Here is a 25708-nt window from a genome sequence, read left to right on the forward strand (position 1 = left end):
CACTACCAGGTAGGAAACCCTCACCGTTGTGAAATCCTAACGGTTAGGGTTATCGTCGGCCGCATGAGGAAAATCAGCTTCGCCGAGTTCGGCGGTCCCGAGGTCCTGCGCCTGGTGGAGGCCGAGGAGCCCCACGCGGGCCCCGGCCGGATACGCATCGCGGTGCGGGCGGCGGGCGTCAACCCCGTCGACTGGAGGATCCGGGAGGGCCAGGTCCTCGGCGCCCATCCGGTCGAGCTGCCCGCCGGGGTCGGCCTGGACGCCGCCGGGGTGGTGGACGAGGTCGGCGAGGGCGTCGAGGGTGTCGAGGTCGGCGACCACGTGTTCGGCGAGGGCACCGACACGTACGCCGAGTTCGCCGTGCTGTCGGCCTGGGCCCGGATGCCCGCGGGGCTGGCCTTCGAGGAGGCGGCCGGGTACCCGTCGGTGGTGGAGACGGCGCTGCGCATCCTCCGCGAGGTCGGCGTCCGGCCCGGGCAGACGCTCCTGGTCAGCGGCGCCTCCGGCGGCGTCGGGTCGGCGGTGCTGCAGATCGCCCGCGCGCACGGCATCACGGTGATCGGCACGGCCGGGGCGGCGAACCAGGACTACCTGCGCGGCCTGGGCGCCCTCGCCACGACCTACCACGACGGCTGGCTCGAACGGGTGCGGCACCTGGGCCCGGTCGACGCGGCCCTCGACCTGGCCGGCTCGGGCGTGATCCGCGAACTCGTCGAGCTGACCGGGGACCCGCAGCGGGTCGTCTCCATCGCCGACCTCGACGCGCCGCAGCTGGGCGTCCGGTTCTCCGGCGTGGCCGGCAGCGTGCCGGACGCGCTCGCCGAGGCCGTCCGCCTCATCTCCCGGGGCAGGCTCCACATCCCGGTCGAGAAGTCGTACGCGCTCGCCGAGGCAGCGGCGGCGCACGCCGACAGCCGTGCCGGTCACACCCGGGGGCGCCGGGTCCTGGTCGTCCGAACCGCGTGATCGGCCGGCGTCCCGCACGATCGCCCGGGCGGCGCCTAGCCGCCGAGGTACCCGGTGAGCTGTTCGCCCGAGTGCAGGTCCTGGATCCGCAGCTCGCACCCGACCGCCGCGGCGACCACCCGGGTCGCGGTGGCCGAGGCGGTGAAGGTCAGGCCGGCTCCGTCCGGGAGCCCCTGGATACCGACGTAGTGCGACAGGCCGTCCAGCGGGCGCTTGGGAGAGGCCAGCCGGCCGGTCTTGTGCCGCAACCGGACGCGGGAGGTGGGCACGGGAGGCAGCGACTCCAGCCAGTCGGCGCCGTTGGGAACGCCCCAGACGGCGCCGCCGCTCGCCTCGTGGGCGACGAACTGCACCCCGGCCGGATCGGTGACGGTGAGCATGAGCTTGATGTCCTCGAAGTCCACGGTGCTGAAGCCCTCATCCGGCGCCAGAACGTCGATGTACAGCTCCAGCGGGATGTTCTGGGGGTTGTCGCCCCTGTAGGGCCGCAGGCCGGTGGGGCCGATGAAGAGGATCTCGGACGTGCAGGTGGGGTCTGTCTTGACGTAGCTGACCATGACGGAACTCCCTTCGGGCACCCGGGCCGCGGGTGGCGACCCGGGCGGGTTCCGACGGAGCGGGAATGCGGGGGAGGGGATGAGGGATGGGGGCGGCGGCCGGGGGCCGGCCGGAGGTGGCACCGATCGCGCCTGACACGCCGTTGTCCGCGCCACGTCGCCAGCGGCGCAGCCTGAGGCGTCCGGCGTCGTGGCGTACACCTCCATGCAAGCACCGCGCCGGGCCGGTGACCAGCCCGTTCCGGAAACCCGTTTTCTGCGGGCCGGATCCGCCGCTTACAGTGACCGGAACCCGCCCGACGTCGCTCTCCGTCGCGATGCCGCGGGGCGGAACAGGACGTTGGACAGGCCGACTTGCGACGAGCGGAGGTGGGGCGGGACGTGAAGCTGAGGACGACGGTCCACCGGGTGCGGGCCGGCGGTGGCGAGTACCGGGTGATCACCGTCGACCCCGGCAAGGGCCGCGCCGTGCTGCTCGACGGCGAATGGTGGCTGCACCTCCTCGCGGACCGGGCCGGCGCCCGCGACCTCGCCGCCGCCTGGGCCCTCGCGGCACGCTCCCCGCGCTCGCTCATCCACCTGCCGCTGCGCGCCGGCACCGCCCCCGCGGGCGCGGACGAGGACGCCGTCCGGCTGGACCTCGTCCTGCTCCAGCACAGCCTGGCCTTCCCGCCGTCCCGGTGGAAGGAGGTCCGCTCCCGCCTCGGCCGGGGCGGCGTACCGCACACCGCGGACGTCCCGGAGAGCGACTTCCCGGCCGAGGACGCGATCGACTTCGCGAGCCACCGCTTCGCCGGCTGGCGCGACGGGCTGCACTTTGCGGGAGCCGCGCGCACGCTGTTCCTGACCGGCACCGCGGACGCGTTCCGCTGGAGCGGCACCCGGATCAGCTCCCTGAACACCGAGGCCGAGACGGAGCTGGCCCGGTGGCCCAGCCGCTCGCACTACTGCGTCACCCTGACCCACGAGACCGGCACCCGGACCGGCCGCCCGCCGAAGGGCGTGCCGGGGCAACTGCACGTCGAGTACGCCCCGGGCCGGTGACGGCCGTCAGCCGATCCCGGTGACCGTCGACGCCAGCGACAGGACCAGCGCCCCGAGCGCCCCCACCGCGCCGGACCGCCGCAGGCCCCGCTGATCGGCGGGCCCGCAGCCCTGCACGTACCCCACGGTGGCACCGGCGAAGGCCAGCGCACCGGCGACGAACCACGGGCCCCAGAGGTACAGGTACCAGCGGGTCAGCCCGAGCAGATCGGGTGCGACGGCGACGGACCCCGCCTCGACCAGCACGCCGTGGACGATGAAGAGACCACCGTGCCAGCCGGTCAGCACCGCCGCGCCGCCCCCGCAGAACGCCAGGAGACGGCCGGCCCGGACACCGCGCGGCCGGGACAGGCCGAGTCCGATCAGCGCGCCGACGAGCTTCAGGGCGCCGGTGATCCAGAGGACGGCCAGGAACCACGGCACCCGGTCCACGGCGAGGCGGACGAGGTCCGGTGCGACCGTCGACCGCGCACCCGCCGTACTCCCCAACGCCCAGACGAAACTGGGCACCGCGAACAGCACTCCCCACACCACCACGGCCCAGCCCGGCCAACGGGCCTGCCAGGAGGGGAGGGCCGGCGGTCGGGCGGTGCCGCGCACGGCACGATCGATCTGCATGGCTCCACCGTGTCGGGCCCGCACCGGCGAAGCCTCGTTCCGGGGGAGGAGGCCCTCCCCCTGCGGAGCTACCCGCCCAACTCCCCACGCCGGACAGCACCGACGAACGCGCGCCAGGCGTCGGCGGGGAAGACGAGCGCGGGGCCGTCCGGGTCCTTGGAGTCCCGGACGGGGACGACACCGGGGAAGTCGGGCGAGGCTTCGACGCAGTTGCCACCGTTGTTGGAGTACGACGACTTGAACCAGCGTGCGTCGGACAGGTCGAGCTGCTGCATGGCGAATCCTTCCGAGCGGTGCGGACGGGGCACATCCCCACGGTATCTACGCGAAGAGGGCCCCAACCAGTCCTGCGGTCGGGGCCCTCCGGCGTCAACGGGGTTCAGGCGGAGCCGAATTCGCCGTCCCGGACGCCGGCGACGAACGCCCGCCAGGCATCGGCGGGGAAGACGAGCGCGGGGCCCTCGGGGTCCTTGGAGTCCCGGACGGGGATCAGCCCGGGGAAGCTCGGGGAGGCTTCCACGCACTGACCGCCGTTGTTGGAGTACGACGACTTCACCCATGCTGCGCCGGACAGGTCGGGATTCATGAGGCTAGCTCCTTTCGAGCCTTGTGGATCAGCTTCAGGGAGGAAGTTTTTGACAGAGCCTCCACCACCAGCTGATCGTAGTCTCTCTCCCATGCCGTGACCGTTTCCCGGGCGCGTTCGAGGTGCCCTCGTGCATGTGATTCGGCGTATCCGACGACCGATCCGTCCGGTAGGTCCAGCAAGGTCACCGGCATGGTGAACGGCAGGTTCTCCCCCAGGTGGTGCGGGGCGACCTGGATGGTGATGTTCGGCCTGGCGGCGAGCTCCGCTATGTGATCCAGCTGCTTGATCATCACAGCCTCTCCCCCGATCGGCCGCGTCAGACAGCTCTCATCGAGTACTGCATGGATCAGCGGTGGCTTGGCTTTGCTCAGAATCTGCTGACGGGAGGCCAGGAAGTCCACTCGTTGTTCCGATGCCGACTGCGTGATCGCCCCTCGCTGCACGGCCGCGTGCCCGAGTGCCTCGGCGTACTCGCGTACCTGGAACAGCCCTGTGACGATCGTCAGCGCAAACTCGCGCAGACGGCGGCATCGGGCCTCCGCGTCGGCGAACTCCGGGAATCCTTCCAGCAGGCTGGACTTCGAGTATCGGCACCACAACTCGTAGAACGTTCCGCCGGTTTCGAACACCTCATCGGCCCTAACTGCAAAGTTAGAGGTTATGGCCTTCTTCGCTCTTTCGACGTACGACACCATGGCATTCGAGTAACCCATCCGGCGCCCCAGCTCGGTCTGGGACCACCTCATCGATCGCCTTGACCTGCGAAGCTCAAGCCCGAAGCGAACCAGCGGCGATGAGGTTGCGTCAGTTTCGTTGTGCTGCATAGCTCTTGCCACCAATAACCAGACGGAACGGTCAAGGTTAGACCCTGGCCATCGTAGATCCGGCCGGGCCACTATGGCTACACCCCGTGAAAGATCCGGGACGCAGCGCAACCATCGGAGCCCAACCATGCCCAGCCGTCCCCGTATTCCCGTCTACCAGCCGCGCGTTGGCGAGGTGGTCCGCGACCTCGCCCGCAAGGGGGCCGACGGGCACCCGGTCGAGGGGGTCTACATGGACACCCTCAACGGATCGGTCTACCTCCGTCCGGAGCCCGGCGGTTGTGAGTGGACGACCGGCCCGGAGTGCGTCCAGCGGCTCGCCGAGCCCCGCCACCTCACCGTCCAGCACCCGAGCCGGCCGCGCGCGAACAGCGCCTCGGCGTGAGCCCGACGGCCCGGCTGCTGAGAGCGGTTGTCGCCGTCCCGGCCCTGAGTGCCGGTGCTGCGGCGCTCGTCTGCTGGCCGATCCGGGACGGGCCGCTCGCCCCGCGCCTGCTCATCTCCGGGCTGATCCTGACCGCCGGCATCGTGGCCGGCCTCCCGGCGGTGTTCCGTCACTGTTGCCGTCCGGGCCCGACCCGCTGACGTTCCCGTGCGCCGGTCCGCGACTCCCGTGCGGACCGGGCCGGTCACCCCGACTCCCCCTCCTGGACCTCCCCGAAAGGACGCCGTCATGCTCTACCCGCTGCCCGAGGCGCTCACCGACCCGCCGCGGCGCCGGCACGCCCACCACGCCCTCGTCCTCAACCGGGACGGCGCCGTCCTCCTCGTCGAGACCACCGGCAGCGGTGGGCTCGTCCTGCCGGGCGGCAACGCCGAGCGGCACGAACTGCCGCACCTCGCGGCCCGTCGGCACGCCGAGACGCTGACCGGGCTCGTCCTCCCGCTGCGCACCCTCCTCGCGGCCGACCACGTCGACGGCCGGCTCCTCCCGGAGACGGTGCACTTCGTCCACTGGGGCGGTCGGCTGAGCTCGGCACAGGAGACCGTCGTCGCCCGACACAGACCGCCGCAGCACGTCCTCGGCGTCCACTGGATCCACGCCGCCCGCCTGTCGGACGTCATGCCCCCCGACGACCACCGCCGTCTCGCCCAGGCCCGCGCCGCCCTCTCCCGCGGCACCCACCTGCCCTTCCTCCTCCGCGGCAGCCCGGCGGAGTGAGGGCGGTGCCGGGTCGCGCCGCTCTCAGGGCACCTCGCGGTCGATGGTGAAGGCCATGACGCTTCCGGGCTGGAGGGGGAAGGGCAGTTGGACGAGGCCGGCCAGGTTGTTGAACGGGGCCGGGAAGGTGGCCCGGACGCTGGCGCCGTGGGCGGCGCCGAGCGAGCTGATCTCCGATGCGTTGACGCCCAGGCGGGTGGGCCTGATCGCGGGATCGATGGTGAGCCGGTACTCGGCATCGGTGACGTGGCGGAAGATCTGGGCCTGGATGCGCACGCGGCGGTCGTTGCCGACGTACTTCCGTGCCGTGACGCTCAGTTCGACCAGGTGGCCGGAGGTGACCTGGGCCTCGTGCGGCACCGAGAAGTGGTCGATCCGGGCCGTTCCCCCGGTGACGGCCTCGTGGGTCGGCGGCTTGCGTTCCAAGTCCCTGGTGTCCACCCGGACGGCTCCGATCGAGAAGATCGCGGGGTCGTCCGGGTCGAGGTTGTCGTCGATCATCCAGCGCAGCAGGATCTCCGGGCCGGTGAAGCGGTCCAGGCAGCCGTCGTCGTTGGAGGAGAGGCACGCGATGCTCACCGTTCTGGGGAGCGTCTCGATCCGGTAGGAGATCCGGAAGCTCTGGTACAGGTAGTCGGGGTGGGCGTCACCGGGCGGCGGTGGTGCGAGCAGACAGTCGTAGCGGTAGGCCGACAGTGCGCCGGCGAACAGCGGATCGCGTACCGGGCCGAGCACGTCCTGCATGCCACGGAGCACCGCGCTGTCGACCTGCTCGGTGGTCTCGCGCACGGTCAGCGACCCGATGGCCAGGGTCACCACCGCGGCCGACACGAAGGCGCCGCCGACGAGACTCAGTACCGTCGCCACCACCTGCTGGTGGGTGAGTAGGGACGCGGTCACGACGCATGCCAGGCCCATGGACAGGGCGAGGGCGTTGACCAGCACCAGAATCTTGCGCAGTTGTTGTTCCCGTGACGCAGCCACGCGCACCCCCGCGGGCGGCGTCAGTGCGCCGACGCTTCTGCGATGATCCGGACGATCCGCTCGGAGACCTCCCCGATCTCCTGTGCTGTGCGAACGTTATCGGACTGACCGTCCGTCAGAAAGACCAGGGCGACGGGCGCCGTCGGATGGAGCACGATCCCGGCGTCGTTCACCACGCCCCGGAGGCTGCCGGTCTTGTGCCGCACCGGGAGGTCGTCGTCCAGGCGGGACGGAATCCGGTCGTTGCGCAGGTAGTTGACCAAGTACCGCCGCAGCGGCTCCAGGTGCGGGGTGTGCTCGATGTGCTCGATGAGCCGCAGGGTGTCCTCCGCGGTCGTGGTGTTCGCCCGGCCCAGCGGCCCGAGCTCCCGTTCGGAGAAGCCGGCCGGGAAGGCCGTCGAGTGCAGTCGCAGATCCTTGATCGTTGCGTCGATCCGGTCCTGTCCCAGGACGGCGCGGACGTACTCGGCCGCCGGGTTGTCGCTGGTCACCAACGAGAACCCGCACAACTCCCGGACGGTGAGGGTCGACGCCGGATCGAGGGCCTGCAGGACGCTCGGATACATGGTGCCCGGGAGGTCGCCGACCCGGACGCGGGCCTCCGTGTCGACGTCACCCCGCCGTCCGGCCTCGAACAGTGCGACGCCCAGGATCATCTTGGCCAGGCTCGCGGCGGGCAGCACCTGGTCGGCGCCGCGGGCGACGGTGAGCTGTGGTCCGCCGAGGGTCTTCACGAGGACGCTACGGACTCCCGCGCCGTCGCCGCCGCCCGCGAACTCCTCGACCTGAGCTTCCACGGCGGCGCGCACTGCACCGGAATCGACCATCGGGGCCATCCATTCCTACGGCGACGGGTGTTGGTCAGTCGTCTACCCGGCTGCCGGGCTCTCACGCGGAGCGCGGGGGCCGGATTGGGTCTCGTCGCGACACGGGATCGCGGCCCCCACCTCCCCTTCCTCCTCCGTGGCACGCGCGCGGAGTGACGCTCGGGCGACCGGCTGGCAGCCGTCCGGGGTCGGCGGTATGACAACGGTTCAGTTTCGGTGGGGTGGCAAACCGGCCGCAGGTCTTCCGAGTGTGATGCGACATGTGCAATTTTACATGTCACACACCGAACGGCCGTGTCCCCAGCACACGGCCACCACGGCCCCGGAGGCCCCCACAGATGCGCCCCTCCCTGATATCGAAGGCCAACGCGCGCAGAATCCCTGCGCTCGGTGCGGCCTTCTTCATCGCGCTCGGCCTGTTCGCACCGCAGAGCCAGGCCGCCCCCGCCGGCGCCCCGGCGGCCCCGGCCGGTGCGGCCGCCGCCGGAGCCACGGCCCCGGTGCCGCGGTCCATCCCGGTCCCCAAGTCGCCCGAGGCCAGGAACAGCAGCACGTTCAAGCTCTCCTCGCAGGACTACGGCAAGGAGTCCACCGCGCCGGCCGCGCCGGTCACCGCGCCCGTCAAGGCGGCCAAGCAGTTCTCGGCCGCGGCCGGGGATCCCTGTCCGGACATGTCCGGGCTGATCAACTCCACCGGCAGCGCGCTGGTCCAGCAGCTCAAGGCGCTGCCGAACGTCCCCTGCGCCTACCCGCTGTTCAACCTCACCGGCACCGACGCCGCGAACGCCTTCGGCGAAGCCAAGATGGTGACCGTCGCCAACGCGCTGCGCGACACCTCGGCCACCTACCCCGGCGACAACAGCACGTCCGTCGGGCAGCTGGTGATGTTCCTGCGCGCCGGCTACTACCTGCACGAGGTCAACCCGGGCGTCATCGGCACCTACGGTCCGGCGCTGGAGACCGCCGCCCACGGCGCGCTGGACGCCTTCTTCGCCGCCCCGCACAGCAAGGACATCACCGACGCCAACGGCGACCTCCTCAACGAGGTCGTCACGGTGATCGGCCAGACCAAGTCGCTCGGCCGGTACGACGGCGTGCTCCAGTGGATGCTCGCCGGCTACAACGGCACCTGGCCCCAGCGGATGAACCTGTCCCTGCAACACTTCGACTGGATCATCGAGGAGGCCTTCGACCCCAAGGCCGACAGCCAGGGCCTGAAGGCGGCCCTCAAGGCCGACGGCAGCCTCCTCACCACCTGGGCCGACTTCATCACCCGCAACGAAGACCTGCTGAACCGCGACGACATGGTCAGCAACATGGGCCGCTACCTCGGCTACGCCCTGGTGGTGCCCGAGCTCAAGGCCCAGCTCCGGCCGCTGCTCAAGGACCTGATCAACCGGTATCCGAACGTCGGCCCGACCGCCCCGATCACCATGAACCTGGCCTGGGCGACCCGCAAGTTCGACAAGGGCAACTGCGCGGCCTACGGCATCTGCGACATGAACACCCGCCTGATGCCGGTGATCCTGCCGATCCAGTACACCTGCAACCCGGGGCTGAAGATCCGCGCCCAGGACATGTCCCCCGCGCAGCTGACGACCACCTGCACCAGCCTGGTCAACCAGGACGCCTACTTCCACAAGGTGATCGGCGACAAGGGCGCGATCCCCGGTGACGTGAACACCAACCTGGAGGTCGTCGCCTTCGACGACTACTACAACTACTCGCTGTACGCCTGGTCCTTCTACGACATCGACGTGGACAACGGCGGCATGTACGAGGAGGGCAACCCCGCCCTGCCCGGCAACCAGGCCCGCTTCATCGCCCACGAGGCGAGCTGGCTGCGCCCGAGCTTCCAGATCTGGAACCTCAACCACGAGTACACCCACTACCTCGACGGCCGCTACAACATGTACGGCGACTTCGAGGCCGGCATCGTCACCCCGACCATCTGGTGGGTCGAGGGCATCGCCGAGAACATCTCCTACGGCTACCGCAACGTGCGCAACGCCGACGCGATCGCCGAGGCCGCCAAGAAGACGTACAAGCTCAGCGAGCTCTTCGACACCGTCTACGACCAGACCGGCGACCCCGACGTCAACTCGAACCGGGTCTACCGCTGGGGCTGGCTGGCCGTCCGCTACATGCTCCAGGCGCACCCCGCCGACATGCAGACCCTGCTCGCCAAGTACCGCACCGGCGACTGGAACGGCGCCCGCGCCTTCCTCAAGCAGACCATCGGCACGGGCTACGACGCGGGCTTCGACACCTGGCTGACGACCACCTGCGCCACCAACGACTGCGGCCCCCTGCCGGAGGCGCCGGTCACCCCGGCCATCCCGCTCTGCACCATCGCCGACCCGCGCCAGTTCGACAAGAACTGCCGCCGGGACAACCTCGCGGCCACCACCGGCAACTACAGCTACCACTTCCTGTACCTGCCGGCCGGCGTCAAGCAGCTGACCGTCACCAGCAGCGGCGGCACCGGCAACGCCGACCTCTACTACGGCGGCAGCAACTGGGCCACCACCGCCAACTACCAGGCCAAGTCCACCAACGCCGGCAACGGCGAGACCCTCACCATCGCCGACCCGCCGGCCGGCTGGGTCTACTTCAGCCTCGCCGCCGCTCAGGACTTCAGCGGCGTGAGCGTCACCGCCCAGTACAACTGAGCCACCCCGCCGGGAGTCCCGGCTCCCGGTGAACGCGGACCCGGCCGGACAGGCCACGGCCCCTGCCGTCCGATCGTGGACGGCAGGGGCCGCCGCCGTCCACCGTCGGGGCAGCGGTTCCGGGCCACCGGGCTCTCACACGGTGTGCCGAAGCCGGTGTGCCGATGCCGGTGCGCCGAAGGCGGTTCGGGGCCGGTTCTGCTCCCGCCGCCCCCGCCGACTCACCCGGTCGCGTGACATTGCGTCGTGTCGGGCCCGCCGGTCGGCGGGGGACCGGCCACGGTGTGAGCGCCACGGTGTCAGTGCCGGGGTGGCCGGCGGGTCGGAGCTGTGGGAGAGGGTGCGATGAGGGTCTTCGGACGAATGTCCTCGGTGTGTACTGCCGTTGCGGTGCCGGGCGTTCAGGCGACGGGGCTGTCGCTGTCGGTGTACCGCGCCGGCCGGACGGCCGGCCCGGACCGGATCGACGCATCGTGACCGCCGAACCGCCCGGAGCCGATGTCGATGTCGCCCGTACGCTGCTGGCGCTGCGCCGCTACGTCGCGGCGCCGCTGCCGGGAACGGCGCTGCGGCTCTGCGGATTCGTCCACTCCGGGCGTGGGCGGGTGCGGCTCTACCTGTCCGAACGCGCGGACGCCGCAGGCCCGGCCGCGACCGCGGTGGACCTGCCGACGCGGCTCCCCGGAGGAACGCCCCGGCCGCCGTGGTGGTACGTCGGCCTGCTGCGCGAACTCGCCCTGCTGCTGGGTGGTTCCGGCGGTGCGTCGCCGCCCGGCGCGCCCGCCGACCCGTTCTGCGGGCGCGCGCTCGACGCCGGGCCGCTGCTGGCGGCCGGGCTGCTCCCGGACGAGGCCGGCGCGGACGGCGACGACGCCCTCGACTACGTGATCGCGGACCTGGTCGGCGACCCCCTGTGGTCCGAGGCCCGCGCCACCGTGGCGCCCGAGCTCTACACCGTGACCGGTTTCGTCCGGCCGGCCCCGGGAGCGGTCCGGGTCTACCTGGGCCACGACGGCCGCACCATCGGCGTGGACCTGGCCACCTCCGGCGCCGACGGCACGCCGAGGATCCCCGGGTGGTGGGCGGCGGCCAAACTCGTCGCCATCCTCAACCCGATGGACGCGCCCACCCTGGAGGCCCGTCGGGCCACGGACCGCCCGGACCCGTACTGCGAGGCGGTGTACGACCTGACCACCTGGGCCTGACCGTCGGCCTGAGTGCCCGGCCCCGGCCACAGCCGCCCGCCAACACGGCAAGGGCCCCGACCGGTCGGCGGTCGGGGCCCTCGGGGTGTGCCGGGGGAGGCGTCAGGGACGGGCCTCGGCCTGCTCCTGGAGGAGGCCGGCGATCCGGTTCAGGTCGTTGATCACGTCGAAGAAGGTGTTGATGTTCGGCGTGGAGGCGCCGTTCACCGCCAGGTAGAAGGTGTGCAGCCGGCCGTGGCCCGCCGCGAGGTAGCCGCCGAGGGTCTCGCCGCCGACGGCGAGGCGGTCGTTGACGGCGTCGTAGCCGATGACGGAGCCCGGCTTGGCCCACACCTTGCCCTTGCCCGGGCAGGTCGGGCAGCCGTCGCAGGCGAAGGCGAGCGAGCCGTCCACGCCGAGGATCGGCAGCGCCTCGCGGAACCGGTCGGCCTCGGGGGTGCCCTGCCAGTAGTGCAGGATCTCGTTCTCCACGTCGGGCGTGACGCGGTCCACCGGGTTGCCGCCGCGCCCGTCGAGCAGCTGGACCTTCTTCGGATCGATCCCGGCCCCGGTCAGGAAGTCCCGCAGGACGGGGAAGCCGTCCGCGCACTGGTGGCTGCCGGTGGTCACGGCCATCAGGCAGATGCCGAGGTTGGCGCCGAGGTTGTGGCTGACCTTGAGGATCAGCCGCGCGTACTGCTCGTAGACGGGGGAGACGTACGCGGCGACGCGCTGCGTGCCGTCGTAGCTGTCGGGCACCAGGTGGGCCGGGTTGGGCCCGGTCGGCGGGGCGGTGACGGTGACGCCCGCGCGGGCGAGCGCCTCGATCAGGGCGGTGCGGCCGAAGGCGTTCGGGTCCTGCACGTGGGAGACCCGCAGGGTCGGCGGTGCGTCGGCCGCGATGGTGCCCGACAGGGTGATGCGGGTGCCGTCCGGCGAGGCGGAGACGGCGATGTCGGTGGTGCCGCCGGCCTCGACCGTCCGGACGGTCGACTCGACCTGGTACGGCGCGACCTGCGGCCGCCAGCTCAGCTGGGCCGGCTGCCCGGGGGTGGTGGCGGTGGACAGCAGGTCGATCAGGTTGTCGTTGATGATCAGCGGGGTCGGGGTGGGGTCCAGCCCGGCGTCCGGGGCGAAGAGCCGGGCGTCGATCGCGAGGTCGCCCCGCACCTCGGTGAGCCCGGAGGCGCGGACCTGGCGGGCGATCTCGTCGAGCCCGGCGAGCGGGTCCTCGGGGGTGAGCGTCGCGCCGGGGACGTCGTCGGCGTAGGTGTGGTCGATCGGGGTGAAGGCGACGCTGCCGTCCGGCTCGGTCCGCCCGCCCATGGTGAGGTCGCCCTGCGCGACGAGGACGAGGGAGCCGTCCAGGACGGTCCCGCTGCGGGTGCCCACGGCCTGTACGGGCGTGGTGAACCGGTGGTCGCCGCCGAGCGTGTGCCAGGTGCCGGAGACGCTGACCAGCTTGGCCGTCGAGCCGGGGATGAAGAACTGGTTCGGGTACTGGGAGTGGATCACCTCGCCCGTGGTGTCGTCGATCTCCAGCAGGCCCCACTGTGCGTGTTCGTAGCCGGGCTTGTGCATGATCGCGAGGATGTCCGGGCTGAGCCCGTCCCCGCCGTGCGCGGGATCGGCGGCCGCTGTGCCGCCCGCGGTCATGACGGTGGCCGCCGTCGCGGTGACGACGGCGGCCACGGCCCGCCAACCTCGCGCAATCGTTCTCGATCTCACGAACCCACCTCTTCCGGGCGCACACGGCCACCCTGACGGCTACTCGGCCCGAGAGGGATACCGCACCGCCCCCGCCCCCCGAACCCCCCGCCGCACCGTTCACCCGCATGCCACCGCGAACGGCGCAGGCGGCGGACAGTACGGCCGCCCGGAGCCCCACCGGGTGGATCCACCGGGGACGCCCTACGCGGGGGTCGCCGTCACCACGGGCTCGTGGCGGACGGGGAAGTTGACCGAGGCGGCGATGAAGCAGGCCTTGTGGGCGTCGGTGTGCAGGGCGAGCGCCTTCTCCACCATCTCCGGCGAGGCGACCTCGATCCGCGGATGCAGCACCGCCTCGGTGAAGTGGCCGCCGCCCGGCGTCTCCTCCATGGTGCCGACCGGGCGGTCGACGTACGAGGTGACGACGACGCCGTTCACCGCGCACAGGTGCAGGTACGAGAGCAGGTGGCACTGGGAGACGGAGGCGAGCAGCAGCTGCTCGGGGTTCCAGCGGGCCGGGTCGCCGCGGAACGCGGGGTCGGAGGAGCCGGGGATGGTCGGCAGGCCCTCCGCCGCCACGTCGTGGTCGCGCCGGTAGGCGCGGTAGTTGCTGGTGCCGGTGCCCTGGTTGCCGGTCCAGGTGATCTCGGCGGTGTACGTGTGCAGCTTGGCCATCGGGTGCCTCTCCGCGGGGGTGTCCGGTGCACAGTCAACCCCATGGCGGTCACGCCCGGTTCAGGCGGTGAGCCGGTCCGCGACGATCCGGGCGCAGGTGGCCGCGTCGGTGCCGCCGCTGTCCACCTCCAGGTCGTAGTGGACGCCCAGGTGCACCGCCTCGGCCTGGGCGGCGGCCATGCCGACGGCCCGGTCGCCCCGGGCGCGTTCGCGGGCGGCGGCGACCTCGGGCGCGCAGCGGACGCCGACCCAGAGCACCTCCAGGCCGTCCAGGGCGGTGCGCCAGCGCTCCTGCGAGGCGGTGGTGCCGAGGAAGACCTCGTCGACGACGATCCGGGCGCCGGCCCGGGCCATGGCCGCCACTCCGGCGCTCCAGGCGTGGTCGAGGGCGGCGAACACCGGCCCGACCGTCACCGTGCCGTCGCCGTCCTCGGTGACGCCGCCGATGCCGTCGCCGCCCTCGCGCAGGGCGGGGGGCAGGGCGTCGACGAGGGTGTCGGCGCCGAGGGTGAGCCACGGGTCCGGCAGCAGCTCCTGGAGGCAGCGGGCGATGCTCGACTTGCCCGAGCTGGAGCCCCCGTTGAGGACGATCACCTGTGCAGTACTCATCCCGCCACCCTAGGTCGCGAGCAGCCGCCCCGCCCCGGCATTTCCGCCCCCCGCACCCCGGACCGCGCCCCGACCCGCGCCCCGGCCCGCGGCGCCCGCGGAGCCTGCCGGCTCAGCCCGCCCGGTACGCCGCCGCGGCCGCCGTGAAGGTGGCCGCGAGCTGCGGTGCCCCGGCCCAGTGCAGGTGCAGGTAGGAGGCGTGGACGTTGTCCGCCGCGCCGCCCGCGAAGCCCTCGGTGTGCGGGCCGGTGGGCTGCCGCCAGCCCCAGGCGGGCCGGTCGCCCGCCGCGGGCTCGCAGACCGTGCGGTGGAACTCGTGGCCGCGGACCCGGGTGCCGGTCGGGGCGAGCGGCGAGTCGTTGAGGGCGACGGCCTCCCGGTAGCCGAGGGTGAGCCGCTCGGTCATCCGGGCGGCGGTCGCCAGCACGCCGCACATCGGCAGGCCGTCCAGCTCCTGGCCGAGGTAGAGCAGCCCGGCGCACTCGGCGGCGATCGGCCCGCCGGAGGCGGCGAACGCGGAGATCGCCGTGCGCAGCGCGGTGTTGGCGCTGAGCTCCTTGACGTACAGCTCGGGGAACCCGCCGCCGATCACCAGCCCGGAGGCGCCGTCGGGGAGTCCGCCGGCGTGCAGCGGGTCGAACGGCACGACCTCGGCGCCGGCCGCGGTGAGCAGTTCGGCGTTCTCGGCGTACGAGAAGGAGAACGCGGCGCCGCCGGCCACCGCGATCCGCGGCGCGCCGGCCACCGGGGTGACTTCGGCGGCGGCGTCCCAGGGGGCGGCGTCGAGCGGGGGCGCCGTCCGGGCGAGCGCCAGCACCGCGTCGAGGTCGACGGAGGCGGCGATGAGCTCGCCCATGTCGGCGACGGCCCTCAGGGCCTCGGCCGAGCGTTCGACGGCCGGGATCAGGCCGAGGTGGCGCGACGGCGTGGCGACGGCCGCGGAGCGCCGCACCGCGCCGAGCACGGGCACGCCGGAGCCCTCCTCCAGGGCCTCGCGGAGCAGGTGCTCGTGCCGGTCGGAGGCGACCCGGTTGAGGATCACCCCGGCGAGCCGGACCTCGGGGTCCCAGGAGGCGAAGCCGTGCACGAGCGCGGCCACCGAGCGGGACTGCGAGGAGGCGTCCACCACCAGCACCACGGGGGCCCGCAGCAGTTTGGCGACGTGCGCGGTGGAGGCCAGCTCGCCGCGCCCGGAGGCGCCGTCGAACAGCCCCATCACGCCTTCGACCACCGCCACGTCCGCCCCGGCCGCGCCGTGCAGGAAGAGCGGCGCGATCCGCTCCGGCCCGCACATGAAGGCGTCCAGGTTGCGGCCCGGCCGGCCGGCGGCCAGGGCGTGGTAGCCCGGGTCGATGTAGTCCGGGCCGACCTTGTGCGGCGAGACCGCGAGCCCGCGGGCGGCGAGCGCGGCGATCAGGCCGGTGGCGACGGTGGTCTTGCCGGAGCCGGAGGACGGCGCGGCGACGACGAGTCGGGGGATGCTGTTCGACAGGCTGTTCAACGCTCTACCACTCGATACCGCGCTGGCCCTTGCGGCCGGCGTCCATGGGGTGCTTGACCTTGGTCATCTCGGTGACGAGGTCGGCGAATCCGGTCAGCGCCTCGGGGGCGTACCGGCCGGTGATGACGACGTGCTGGCTGCCCGGGCGGTCCTTGAGGACGGCGACCACCTCCTCCGGGTCGACCCACCCCCAGTGCATCGGGTAGGTGAACTCGTCGAGCACGTAGAAGCGGTAGGTCTCGGCCGCGAGGTCGCGCTTGACCTGCTCCCAGCCCTCCTTGGCCGCGGCCTCGCTGTCCATCTCCATCTCGGTGGAGCGCTGGATCCAGGACCAGCCGGAGCCCATCTTGTGCCAGTCGACGGTGCCGCCCTCGCCGGAGGCGCCGAGCACGCGCAGCGCGTTCTCCTCGCCGACCTTCCACTTGGCGGACTTCACGAACTGGAACACCCCGACCGGCCAGCCCTGGTTCCAGGCGCGCAGCGCCATGCCGAAGGCGGCGGTGGACTTGCCCTTGCCGGGGCCGGTGTGCACGGCCGTGATCGGCAGCGTGCGGCGCTGACGGGTCGTCAGGCCGTCCTCGGGAACGCTCTCGGGAACACCCTTGGGCATCGGGATCAGGCCGCCTTTCGCGCGATCGGGGAACTGGTGGGGCGGTTGTCGCGGACGAGTGAGGCGACGCCCTCGGCGCGCAGCTCGTCCAGGGTCACGGCGGAGGCGCCGAGCTGCCCCGCCAGGGTGCGGGCCAGGCCGAGCCGGACGGGGCCGGCCTCGCAGTCCAGGACGACGCTCGCGACGCCCTGGGCGGCCAGCAGGCCGGCCGCCCGGTGCGACTGCGCGACGGCGTCCCGGCTGCCGGTGGCCCGGCCGTCGGTCACCACGACCAGCAGCGGGCGGCGGTGCGGGTCGCGCATCCGCTCCACCCGCAGCACCTCGTGCGCCCGGAGCAGCCCGGCCGCCAGCGGCGTCCGGCCGCCGGTCGGCAGCGTCTCCAGCCGGGCCGCGCCGACCTCGACGGAGGAGGTGGGCGGCAGGGCCAGTTCGGCGGTGGCGCCGCGGAAGGTGATCATGCCGATCTTGTCGCGGCGCTGGTAGGCGTCCATCAGCAGCGAGAGCACGGCGCCCTTGACGGCGGTCATCCGCTGCCGGGCGGCCATCGAGCCGGAGGCGTCCACGACGAACAGCACGAGGTTGGACTCCCGGCCCTGGCGGACCTGCTCGCGGAAGTCGTCCTTGTGCAGCACCAGGGCCCGCGCGGACCGGCCGCGCGCCGCCTGGTGCGGTGCGGCGGCCTGAAGGGTGGCGCTCAGGTGCAGCCGGGCCAGCCGGCCCTGCGGGCGGCGGGCGCGGATGGTGTGGCCGCCGTCGGTCTCGGCGGGGGAGCGCCGGCCCTGGGCGCCCTTCCCGGTGCCGTCGACCTTGAACAGCCGCGTCCGGTACGGGTCGCCGGCCGCGACCGGGGCGGTCTCCCGGGCGCCGCCGGGGGCCTGCGGGGGCACCGCGGGCTCGCCGCCGGCCGGGGCCTCCGGCTCCGCCGCGGCGGAGCCGTCCGGGGCGCCCTGGGTGTCCGCCGGGGCGGGCGCGCCGCCGCCGCCGTTGTCCGGGCCGCCGTCGTCGGGCCCGCCGTCCTGCGAGCCGCCGTCGCCCGGGCCGTCGCCCTCGGGGCCGCCCTCGGGCTCCTCGGGCTCCGCCGGCTCCGCAGGCTGCTCGGGCTCCTCCGGCGCGGCGTGCTCCTCCAGCGTCCGGTCGAGCTGCTCCTCGTCCAGCCCGGGCGCGTCGAAGGGGTTGCGCCGGCGCCGGTGCGGCAGGGCCAGCTGGGCGGCCTTGCGGACGTCCTCCTCCAGCACCTCGGTGCGCCCGGCCCAGGCGGCCAGGGCGACGGCGGTGCGCGCCATCACGATGTCGGCGCGCAGGCCGTCCACCTCGAAGGCCGCGCAGACGGCGGTGAGCTGGCGCAGGGCGGTGTCGGTCAGTTCGACCTCGGGCAGCAGCTTCCGGGCGGCCTCGATCCGGCCGGCGAGCGCCTCCTCGTCCGCGGCGAACCGCGCGGCGAAGCCGGCCGGGTCGGCGTCGTAGGCGAGCCGGCGGCGGACCACCTCGGCGCGCTCGGCGGGCTCCCGGGTGGCGGCGATCTCGACGGTCAGGCCGAACCGGTCGAGCAGCTGCGGCCGCAGCTCGCCCTCCTCCGGGTTCATCGTGCCGACCAGCAGGAACCGCGCGGCGTGCCGCACCGAGACGCCCTCGCGCTCGACGTACGAGCGGCCCATCGCGGCGGCGTCGAGCAGCAGGTCCACCACGTGGTCCTGGAGCAGGTTGACCTCGTCGATGTAGAGCACGCCGCGGTGCGCGCGGGCCAGCAGGCCCGGCTCGTACGCCTTGACGCCCTCGGCGAGTGCCCGCTCCAGGTCGAGCGAGCCGACGATGCGGTCCTCGGTGACGCCGACGGGCAGCTCGACCAGCCGGGCCGGGCGTCCGGCGGTGCCCGCGCCCTCGTGCGTGCCGTCCGGGCACTGCGCGTCGGGGGCGGCCGGGTCGCAGGCGAACCGGCAGCCGTCGACGGTGTCGATGGACGGCAGCAGGCCGGCCAGCGCGCGCACCATGGTCGACTTGGCGGTGCCCTTCTCCCCGCGCACCAGCACCCCGCCGACGGCCGGGGAGACGGCGTTGAGCAGCAGCCCGAGCCGCAGGTCGGCCATGCCGACGATCGCGGTGAAGGGGTAGCGGACGTCACTCATGATTCTCCAAGGGGGCCCCGGGCGGCAGGAACGGCAGCGAACCCGCGGCCGGCACCCCGCCCTCGATCAGCTTCCACAGCGCGTCGGTGTCCGCGTGCTCCTCGATCAGGTCGCCCAGCCGGTCCAGCCGGGCCTCGCGCGCCTCGGCGAACGAGACGTCGGGTGCGGGCACGAACGCCCGGCCCGACAACGCGGCCACCTCGCGCAGCAGTTCGCGCCGGAAGCCGTCGTTCTCCAGTGCGCCGTGCCAGGTCGTGCCGAACACCGACCCCACCCGGCAGCCGTCGAGGAACGGCTCGCCGCCCTCCACCGTGACGATCCCGTGGTGGATCTCGTAGCCCTCGACCCGCTGCCCGAACGCCTCGCCCACCGGCCGGCCGAGCACCTTCTCGGCGCCGAACCGGACGTGCGTCGGCAGCAGGCCCAGGCCCGGCACCGCGCCGGCCTTCGACTCGACCTCGTCGACGATGTCGTGCGCCAGCATCTGGTAGCCGCCGCAGACGCCGAGCACCGGCAGCCCGGCCGCCGCCCGCGCCCGCAGCGCCGGCTCCAGGCCGCGCTCGCGCAGCCAGGCCAGGTCGGCGACGGTCGCCCGGGTGCCGGGCAGGACGACCAGGTCGGCGTCGGCCAGCTCCTCCGGCCGGGTGGCCCAGCGGACCAGCACGCCCGGCTCCTGGGCCAGCGCGTCGAGGTCGGTGAAGTTGGAGAGCCGGGGGAGGCGCAGCACGGCCACCCGCAGGACGTCCGCGCCGAGCGGCCCGCGCCCGGCGGTCCGGTCGACCACGGTGGACAGGTCGAGCGAGTCCTCGGCGTCCAGCCAGAGGTCCGGCAGCATCGGCAGCGTGCCCAGCACCGGACGGCCGGTCAGCTCGTGCAGCATCTCCAGGCCGGGGGCGAGCAACCGGGCGTCGCCGCGGAACTTGTTGACGAACCAGCCGGCCACGTGCCGCTGGTCCTCCGCGGAGAGCAGCGCCAGCGTGCCGTACATCGCGGCGAACACCCCGCCGCGGTCGATGTCGCCGACCACCACGACCGGCAGCCCGGCGGCGGTGGCCAGGCCCATGTTGGCGATGTCGCGGTCCCGCAGGTTGATCTCGGCGGGCGAGCCGGCCCCCTCGCAGATCACCACGTCGTAGCGGCCGCGCAGGTCGGCCAGGCACTCCAGGGCGCGTTCCAGCAGCACGGGCTTGCGCTCGCGGTAGTCCAGCGCGCCCACCTCGGCCACCGCCCGGCCGAGCAGCACCACCTGGCTGCGGCCGTCCGCGCCGGGCTTGAGCAGCACCGGGTTCATCGCCGCCTCGGGCTCCACCAGGGCCGCCTGCGCCTGCATCGCCTGGGCGCGGCCGATCTCGGCCCCGTCCGCGGTGACGAAGGAGTTCAGCGACATGTTCTGCGCCTTGAACGGCGCGACGCGGACGCCCTGGCGGGCCAGCCAGCGGCAGATGCCGGCGGTGACCACGCTCTTGCCCGCGTCCGAGGTCGTCCCGGCGACCAGCAGTGCGTTGCTCATCCGCGTCCCCTCCTCTTCCTGAACGCCGCCCGCACCAGCAGGTGCCCGGCGACCGTCGTACCCAGCGCCAGCGCGCCCACCCTTCGGGAGAGCACACAGGCCCGCTCGATGTCGTCCACCCCGACCGGCCGCAGCCCCTCGCCCAGGACGGGCCGGTGCTCGACCCGCTCCCCGTACTGCAGGGTGCCGCCGAGGCGGACGCCGACCGCGCCCGCGAAGGCCGACTCGGCCTGGCCCGCGTTCGGGCTGGGGTGCGCGGAGCCGTCCCGCCGCCAGACCTGCCAGGCGGTGCGCGGCTCGGGCGCGGAGGCGACGGTGAGCAGTGCGGTCAGCCGCGCGCCCGGCCAGCCCGCCACGTCGTCCAGCCGCGCCGAGGCCCAGCCGAACCGGGCGTAGCGGGGGGAGCGGTGGCCGACCATCGCGTCCAGCGTGTTGACCGCGCGGAACGCCAGCAGCCCGGGGGTGCCCGCGAGCCCGCCCCAGACCAGGGCGTTGACCACGGCGTCGGCGGTGTTCTCGGCGACCGACTCGACCACCGCGCGGGCGAGCTGCTGCTCGTCCAGGGCGCTCGGGTCGCGGCCGCACAGGTGCGGCAGGCGCTCCCGGGCGGCGGCGAGGTCGCCCGCGGCCAGCGAGCGGCCGATGGTCCGGGCCTCCCGGGTCAGCGAGGTGCCGCCGAGCACCGTCCAGGTGGCGGCGGCGGCCAGCGCGGCCCGCCCGAGCGGCCGGCGGCCGAGCAGGCGGTCGGCGGCGACCGCACCGGCCGCGACGGTGCCGACGCAGAGTGCGGTGTAGGCGGTGCCGGCGGCCCGGTCGTCGCGCCAGATCCGCCGCTCCAGCCGGCCGGCCGCGCTGCCGAAGACCGCCACCGGGTGACCACGGCGCGGGTCGCCGAACCGGGCGTCGGCGAGGTAGCCGGTCACGGCGCCCGCCGCGAAGGCGGCGGCGCGGGTCAGCGGGCGCACGTGAACGCGAGCGGCTCCCGCTGCGGGCAGCGGAGTACGACGGGGGGTGGGGCGGCCTGCATGGCGTGCGTGTCCTCACTCAGGGTCCGCGCCCTGGATCGACGTACCGGGGGCGAGAGTCTCCTGGCTTCCGGGTCCGACGCACATCCGGGCCTCCGGCGGCACCTGACGGTCCGCCGTACCGGCCTGCGCTCCCGCTCCCCGCGGGCGGGGGAAGGAGTTCGGACGTGCTCCCCGGTGACAGTGGCGGGACCGCGCCGGACTCGCACCGGCTTCCTCTGCATGCCTCCGTATTGGCTGAAGGATCCCATCACGCGGCCGGAGTACGCGTCAACCAAGGTCACGGAGGGGTTGGTCACACGTGGCCGGGGGCCGGCGCCCCGTCGCTACCTCTGATCACCACCCCGTGCAGGGGCATGACAGGCTGTGGGATCGTCCATCCCCTTGTAGACCCCTACAGGCGGGCTTCGTGTGTTCGGCGGCTGGGGAGCCGAAGCACCAAGGCCTACCGTCGGGTGCCATGCGACGCAGACAGCCCCCCGCCGTGCCCCCGGTGCCCTTCTCGCCCGCGGCCGCCCGCGCGCACCGCGCCGGTCTCGGCCTGACCCCCGAGCAGGTGGCCGAGGGCATGGCCGCGCACGGGGTCCGGCTGCTGCCCGCCCATGTGCTCGGCTGGGAGAGCGGCGAGCTGCGCCCCACCGAGGAGGAGTTCATCGCGCTGGCCCGCGCCCTCTGGTGCCCGCCCGCGCAGCTGATGGGCGCCCGGCCGGCCCGGCTGCGGGACTTCCGGGTCGCCCGCGAGCTGAACCAGGAGAACGCCGCCCGCCGGATCGGCATCCCGCTGCGGCAGTACCAGCAGGCCGAGGCCACCGGCCGCTGGGACGGCGGCCAGGAGGAGTCGTACGCGCTCGCCCAGGTGCTCGGCCTGCGGCTGCGCGAGCTGGTCGCGGTGACGGGCCGCCGGGACGAGCTGGACCGGCTGCTGCGGCAGTGCGTGGACGGCCGCTGGCAGGCGCACGTCCGGGCGATCGGCCGGATCGTGCCGGTGCCCGAGCAGGGCCTCGCCACCGTGCTGGCGGCGCTGCAGAACGAGTACCAGGTGTCCTCCCACTGGGGCGCCGGCACCTGGGGCTCCCCGGCGCCGGCGGCGCGCGAGCCGGCGCAGCCGGAGCAGCCGTTGGGCGAGCGGTTCTGGGGGCTGCTGGCCCGGCAGGCGACCGACATCCCGGCCTGACCCGGGGCGCCCCGTCCCGCTGCTCCCCTCCGTCCGTCCCTTCCGTCGGTCCCTTCCGTCCGTCCCCTGCGTCCGTCCCCTGCGCGTCTCCGGGTGCCCCCGGCCCGGCGAGCCCCGTCCGGATGCACCCGGACGGCCGTGCCGGGTGGCCGTCCGCCGGCTCCGCGAGTGGACTGGTGGGCACACTGCCCGGTCCGGGACGAGCTCCGGAACGCGTGCCGGGACGCGGGCGCAGCGGCCGGGTCGAACCGGGCGGCCGGGACGAACAGAGCGGGGAGCGACATGCGTTGGGGAATCGCAGCCACCGTGGCGGCCGCCGCCGTCGGTGCCGGGGCCGCCGTACTGGTCATCGGGAGGAGGGCGTCCGAGCGGATGGTCAGCCCCGTGGCGGCGCGGAAGCGGACCGGCGGCCCCGTCGTGGTCCAGAGCCTCGGTGCCGGGCGCGTCACCTTCACCCGCAGCCCGGAGAGCGCCCGCCCGGGCCGCTGGGCCGTCGAGTGGGGGGAGAACGGGCACGCCGTCGTCGAGGAGATCCTGCACGCCGACGCGCAGGGCGTGACCAGGCGGCTGGTCCGTGCCGACCGCGGCACCCTGGTGCCCGGCACGGTCGTACGCTTCACCCCCCGGGTGTACCTGGGGGACCCTCTCAGCGCCCTCGGCCTGCCGTTCACCGAGACCGCCGCCGAGGGCGAGCTCGGCGCCCTCCCCGCCTGGTACGTCGACGGCCGGCGCGGCACCTGGGTCGTCCTGGTGCACGGCACCGGCGCCGACCGGCAGCAGGCCCTGCCGGTGATCGCGCTGCTGGAGCGGCTCGGCCTGCCCAGCCTCGCCGTCACCTACCGCGGGGACGCCGACGCACCCCCCTCCCCGGACGGCCTCGGGCACTTCGGCGAGACCGAGTGGCGGGACGTCGAGGCGGCCGTCCGGCTGGCCCTGGAGCACGGCGCCGGCCGGGTCGTCCTCTACGGCTGGGGCGTCGGCGGGACGGTCGCCCTGCAGACCGCCGCCCGCTCCACGTGGGCCTCCTCGGTCAGCAGCATCGTCCTGGACTCTCCCGTCCTCGACCTGCCCGCCACCGCCCGCCGGGGCGCCGCCCGGGCCGGCTACCCCGGCGCCGCGGCCGAGCTCGGCGCGCTCGCGGTCGAGGGCCGCACCGGCGTGGACCTGGCCGACTTCGCCCGGATCGCCGACGGCACCGACCTGCGGGTGCCCACCCTCGTCCTGCACGGCCCGGACGACCCGGTGGCGCCCTGGCGGGCCGCCGCCCGGCTGGCCGGCCGGCGGCCCGACGTGGTCAGCCTCCAGGGCGTCCCCGGCGGCGACCACGCGGCCCTGTGGAACGCCGATCCGGCCGCGTACGAGGAACTGCTCCGGCGCTGGCTCACCCCGTTCCTCTGACCGTTCCCCTGAGCGTTCCGCCGCCCTTTTCCGCGGCCTTTTCCCGGGCCTTTCCCCGGTCCTTTCCGCGGCCCCGTTCCCCCGGCCCGTGTGCCCGCCCTTCCCCGGTCCTCCCCGCTCCTCCCCGGGCGGCCGCCGCCCGCCGCGCCCGCCCCTCTCCCACCGTCCGGCGGGCCCGCTGCGCCCCGCCGGGCCTTCGCGGGCCGGCCGCCCCGCCCGCCCCACCGGCCCCGCTCCGCTCTCCCGGCCGCACCCCGTCACCGTCATGACGTGCCCTCGCCAAACAGATCCGGCCAGGCAGTTTGCCTCTGTTGCCCGATCTTGTGGCCCCCCCTGGGCCCTCCTCCGAGGCCCGCGGCGAACCGGATGTGACAGAAGGCCCGTACAAGGGGAAGACTGCTCGACGTGACGTCTCGGAACCCGCGCGACCGTGATGCCCAGCTCCCGCCGACGATCGGCTCCGGTGCGACGGTGACCCGTCTCCCCGGAACTGCCCTCCGCCCCGCCGGTGCGAGGGCCGGCAGCCCCGGCGTACCCCGCCGACGAGGCCCCGCACCCGCTCCCGGCCGTGGCCGGGTCCCGGTGCCCGAGGGCTTCCCCGCTCCTGCCGAGCTCGCCCCGCTGGCCCGCCGGATGCTGGTCGACGCCGTCCGGATCGCCCGTTGGGCCGGTGAGCTCGCCGAGGTCGACAAGCGCGGCGAGCTGCTCCCCGACGACGCCCGCGCCGCCGGCCGTGCCCTGGCCATGACGGTGGGCTCCGCCGCCAACGCCTGGGGCCAGGCGCTGCTGGTCGGCCTGGTCGAGGCCCGGGACGGCGGCGCCGCCCCCGGTTGGCGCCTGCACGCCTGGGAGCACGACGACGAGGCCGTGGTCCGCGGCTGGTCGGCACTGTTCGACGCCTGGACGCTGCTCGCCCCGGTGCCGCCCGCCGCCCTGCGCGGCGTCTTCGCGGTGCTCGCCGGGCAGGCCGTCGACCAGGCCCCGCAGCTGCTCTCCTTCCTCCATCTGGTGGCCGGACCGGTCGCCGACAGCGAGCTGCTGGAGCTGCTCCGCCGCGGCCTGGACGAGCGCCGGGTCGGTGGTGGCGACGGCGCGCTCAGCCTGTCGCCCGTGCCGCACGCCGCCTCGGCCGTCTCCGCGGTCCGCGGCACCTGCCGCGAGCCGCAGATCGACACCCCGGCCGCGCCCGCCGACGTCGCCGCCGTCCTGGACTGGATGCTGGACGGCCTGGCCGCCGTCGGCGCGGTGGTCCGCAAGGACGACGCCGCCGAGCTCTCCCCGCTGGGGCACTGGGCGGTGCGGGCCAAGCTGGAGGAGATCTGCACCGTCGCGCAGACCGCCGCCGGGCACATCGAGCAGAGCGCCTTCGAGCTGCTCAACGCCTGCGCCGACTACTCGCCGGGCCCGGCCCGCGCCGAGTTCCGGGCCTGGGTGGCCGCCCGCCCGGCCGACCGTGCGGTGGCCGAGCTGCTGGACGCCGCGCAGGGCGACGACGCGCTGGTGCGCGGCCTGGCCTTCGAGGCACTGCGGGTGGCCGGCCCGACCGCCGAGCAGGCCGTCCGGGGCGCCGTCGACGTGCCGGCGCTGCGCCCGTACGCGCTGCTCTGGCTGGCCGAGCAGTCGGACGAGGGGGTCTCCCCGGCCGACGTGCTGGGCGCGGAGGACGCCGCCTGGCTCTGGGTGGACACCGCCGCCGCGGTGCTCGACCACGGCGAGACCGAGCTGCTGGTGGGCCACGTCGAGGGCGCCTCGGCCGGCGACCCCGTCCGGCTCTTCGCCCGGGCCCGGCAGTCCGGGCACCCGCGGGCGGCCTCGGTGCTGACCGCCGTCTCCGGGGTCCACCCGGATCCCGGCGTGGCCCGGGCGGCCCGCCGCTCGGCCTTCAGCGTGCACCGCGGCGGCGCGTAGCCGCGCTGCCCGCCCCGGCGGGCGCGGGAGCAGGCGGC

At 74.2% G+C, this 25708-nt stretch carries 24 protein-coding genes and 1 riboswitch; of the genes, 9 read left to right on the top strand and 15 right to left on the bottom strand.

The window, feature by feature from the left end; all coding sequences use genetic code 11:
• Positions 1–63 precede the first annotated feature (63 nt).
• Positions 64–966 (top strand): NADP-dependent oxidoreductase, encoded by a 903-nt coding sequence (locus OH807_RS29405; RefSeq protein ID WP_406204716.1) that lies wholly within the window; start codon positions 64–66, stop codon positions 964–966.
• A 35-nt stretch (positions 967–1001) separates the two neighbouring features.
• Here OH807_RS29405 and OH807_RS29410 read toward each other — a convergent pair whose 3' ends face one another.
• Positions 1002–1523 (bottom strand): hypothetical protein, encoded by a 522-nt coding sequence (locus tag OH807_RS29410; protein WP_406204719.1) that lies wholly within the window; start codon positions 1521–1523, stop codon positions 1002–1004.
• 381 nt (positions 1524–1904) lie between these two features.
• Here OH807_RS29410 and OH807_RS29415 point away from each other — a divergent pair, with 381 nt between their 5' ends.
• Positions 1905–2567: a hypothetical protein gene (locus OH807_RS29415; protein WP_406204722.1), complete on the top strand. Its 663-nt coding sequence runs from the start codon at positions 1905–1907 to the stop codon at positions 2565–2567.
• Between the two features lie 6 nt (positions 2568–2573).
• Here the strand turns inward: OH807_RS29415 and OH807_RS29420 are convergent, their stop codons facing one another.
• From OH807_RS29420 to OH807_RS29435, 4 genes are all read right to left on the bottom strand, one after another.
• Positions 2574–3185 carry a DUF3995 domain-containing protein gene (locus OH807_RS29420; protein ID WP_406204725.1) on the bottom strand — a complete coding sequence of 204 codons (612 nt, stop codon included), beginning with the start codon at positions 3183–3185 and terminating at the stop codon, positions 2574–2576.
• A gap of 68 nt (positions 3186–3253) precedes the next feature.
• The gene (locus OH807_RS29425; RefSeq protein WP_406204728.1) at positions 3254–3460 is read right to left on the bottom strand and encodes a DUF397 domain-containing protein; all 207 of its coding nucleotides are present in this window, start codon (positions 3458–3460) and stop codon (positions 3254–3256) included.
• Positions 3461–3564: 104 nt separating this feature from the next.
• Positions 3565–3771 carry a DUF397 domain-containing protein gene (locus OH807_RS29430; RefSeq protein ID WP_406204731.1) on the bottom strand — a complete coding sequence of 69 codons (207 nt, stop codon included), beginning with the start codon at positions 3769–3771 and terminating at the stop codon, positions 3565–3567.
• The gene (locus OH807_RS29435; protein WP_406204734.1) at positions 3768–4727 is read right to left on the bottom strand and encodes a DUF5753 domain-containing protein; all 960 of its coding nucleotides are present in this window, start codon (positions 4725–4727) and stop codon (positions 3768–3770) included. The genes OH807_RS29430 and OH807_RS29435 overlap by 4 nt, the downstream gene beginning before the upstream one ends.
• Between OH807_RS29435 and OH807_RS29440 the strand changes: the two genes are divergently transcribed.
• Entirely contained in the window at positions 4726–4983 is a 258-nt protein-coding gene (locus tag OH807_RS29440; protein WP_406204736.1) for a hypothetical protein, read from the top strand. The two genes, OH807_RS29435 and OH807_RS29440, sit on opposite strands and share 2 nt — an antisense overlap.
• 288 nt (positions 4984–5271) lie before the next feature.
• On the top strand, positions 5272–5760 hold the full coding sequence (locus tag OH807_RS29445) for an NUDIX domain-containing protein (RefSeq protein ID WP_406204739.1): 489 nt from the start codon (positions 5272–5274) through the stop codon (positions 5758–5760).
• Between the two features lie 24 nt (positions 5761–5784).
• On the opposite strand, the gene OH807_RS29450 is transcribed toward OH807_RS29445, so the two are convergent.
• Positions 5785–6744 carry a hypothetical protein gene (locus tag OH807_RS29450; RefSeq protein ID WP_406204742.1) on the bottom strand — a complete coding sequence of 320 codons (960 nt, stop codon included), beginning with the start codon at positions 6742–6744 and terminating at the stop codon, positions 5785–5787.
• 20 nt (positions 6745–6764) lie between these two features.
• Positions 6765–7571, bottom strand: coding sequence for a serine hydrolase (locus OH807_RS29455; RefSeq protein WP_406204745.1), 807 nt, complete (start codon positions 7569–7571; stop codon positions 6765–6767).
• Between the two features lie 338 nt (positions 7572–7909).
• Here OH807_RS29455 and OH807_RS29460 point away from each other — a divergent pair, with 338 nt between their 5' ends.
• Positions 7910–10243 carry a collagenase gene (locus OH807_RS29460; RefSeq protein WP_406204748.1) on the top strand — a complete coding sequence of 778 codons (2334 nt, stop codon included), beginning with the start codon at positions 7910–7912 and terminating at the stop codon, positions 10241–10243.
• Between the two features lie 473 nt (positions 10244–10716).
• Positions 10717–11448 (top strand): hypothetical protein, encoded by a 732-nt coding sequence (locus OH807_RS29465; protein ID WP_406204751.1) that lies wholly within the window; start codon positions 10717–10719, stop codon positions 11446–11448.
• Between the two features lie 102 nt (positions 11449–11550).
• Here the strand turns inward: OH807_RS29465 and dacB are convergent, their stop codons facing one another.
• The 8 genes from dacB to OH807_RS29505 form a co-directional block, all read right to left on the bottom strand.
• Positions 11551–13119, bottom strand: a complete 1569-nt coding sequence (dacB, locus tag OH807_RS29470) for a D-alanyl-D-alanine carboxypeptidase/D-alanyl-D-alanine-endopeptidase (protein ID WP_406204753.1) — start codon at positions 13117–13119, stop codon at positions 11551–11553.
• A 219-nt stretch (positions 13120–13338) separates the two neighbouring features.
• Positions 13339–13812 carry an OsmC family protein gene (locus tag OH807_RS29475; RefSeq protein WP_406204756.1) on the bottom strand — a complete coding sequence of 158 codons (474 nt, stop codon included), beginning with the start codon at positions 13810–13812 and terminating at the stop codon, positions 13339–13341.
• Positions 13813–13872: 60 nt separating this feature from the next.
• Positions 13873–14421, bottom strand: coding sequence for a chloramphenicol phosphotransferase CPT (gene cpt / locus OH807_RS29480; protein ID WP_406204759.1), 549 nt, complete (start codon positions 14419–14421; stop codon positions 13873–13875).
• Between the two features lie 112 nt (positions 14422–14533).
• Positions 14534–15922 (bottom strand): cobyrinate a,c-diamide synthase, encoded by a 1389-nt coding sequence (locus OH807_RS29485; RefSeq protein ID WP_406204762.1) that lies wholly within the window; start codon positions 15920–15922, stop codon positions 14534–14536.
• 4 nt (positions 15923–15926) lie between these two features.
• Positions 15927–16532 (bottom strand): cob(I)yrinic acid a,c-diamide adenosyltransferase, encoded by a 606-nt coding sequence (gene cobO, locus OH807_RS29490; RefSeq protein ID WP_406204765.1) that lies wholly within the window; start codon positions 16530–16532, stop codon positions 15927–15929.
• Between the two features lie 5 nt (positions 16533–16537).
• The gene (locus OH807_RS29495; RefSeq protein ID WP_406204768.1) at positions 16538–18655 is read right to left on the bottom strand and encodes a putative cobaltochelatase; all 2118 of its coding nucleotides are present in this window, start codon (positions 18653–18655) and stop codon (positions 16538–16540) included.
• A complete protein-coding gene (locus OH807_RS29500; protein WP_406204771.1) occupies positions 18648–20165 on the bottom strand; it encodes a cobyric acid synthase in 1518 nt (505 codons plus the stop codon). Before OH807_RS29500 ends, OH807_RS29495 begins: the two co-directional genes overlap by 8 nt.
• Positions 20162–21130 (bottom strand): cobalamin biosynthesis protein, encoded by a 969-nt coding sequence (locus OH807_RS29505; protein WP_406204774.1) that lies wholly within the window; start codon positions 21128–21130, stop codon positions 20162–20164. The genes OH807_RS29500 and OH807_RS29505 overlap by 4 nt, the downstream gene beginning before the upstream one ends.
• Before the next feature lie 96 nt (positions 21131–21226).
• A riboswitch (cobalamin riboswitch) is annotated at positions 21227–21457 on the bottom strand.
• 193 nt (positions 21458–21650) lie between these two features.
• Between OH807_RS29505 and OH807_RS29510 the strand changes: the two genes are divergently transcribed.
• The 3 genes from OH807_RS29510 (at position 21651) to OH807_RS29520 (ending at position 25670) form a co-directional block, all read left to right on the top strand.
• Positions 21651–22364 (top strand): helix-turn-helix domain-containing protein, encoded by a 714-nt coding sequence (locus OH807_RS29510; RefSeq protein ID WP_406204777.1) that lies wholly within the window; start codon positions 21651–21653, stop codon positions 22362–22364.
• Between the two features lie 282 nt (positions 22365–22646).
• Positions 22647–23762, top strand: coding sequence for an alpha/beta hydrolase family protein (locus OH807_RS29515; protein ID WP_406204779.1), 1116 nt, complete (start codon positions 22647–22649; stop codon positions 23760–23762).
• Between the two features lie 582 nt (positions 23763–24344).
• Complete coding sequence (locus OH807_RS29520) at positions 24345–25670, top strand: hypothetical protein (protein ID WP_406204782.1); 1326 nt, start codon at positions 24345–24347, stop codon at positions 25668–25670.
• Positions 25671–25708 lie beyond the last annotated feature (38 nt).

Source organism: Kitasatospora sp. NBC_01560 (assembly GCF_045208415.1).
Classification (GTDB): Bacteria; Actinomycetota; Actinomycetes; order Streptomycetales; family Streptomycetaceae; genus Kitasatospora.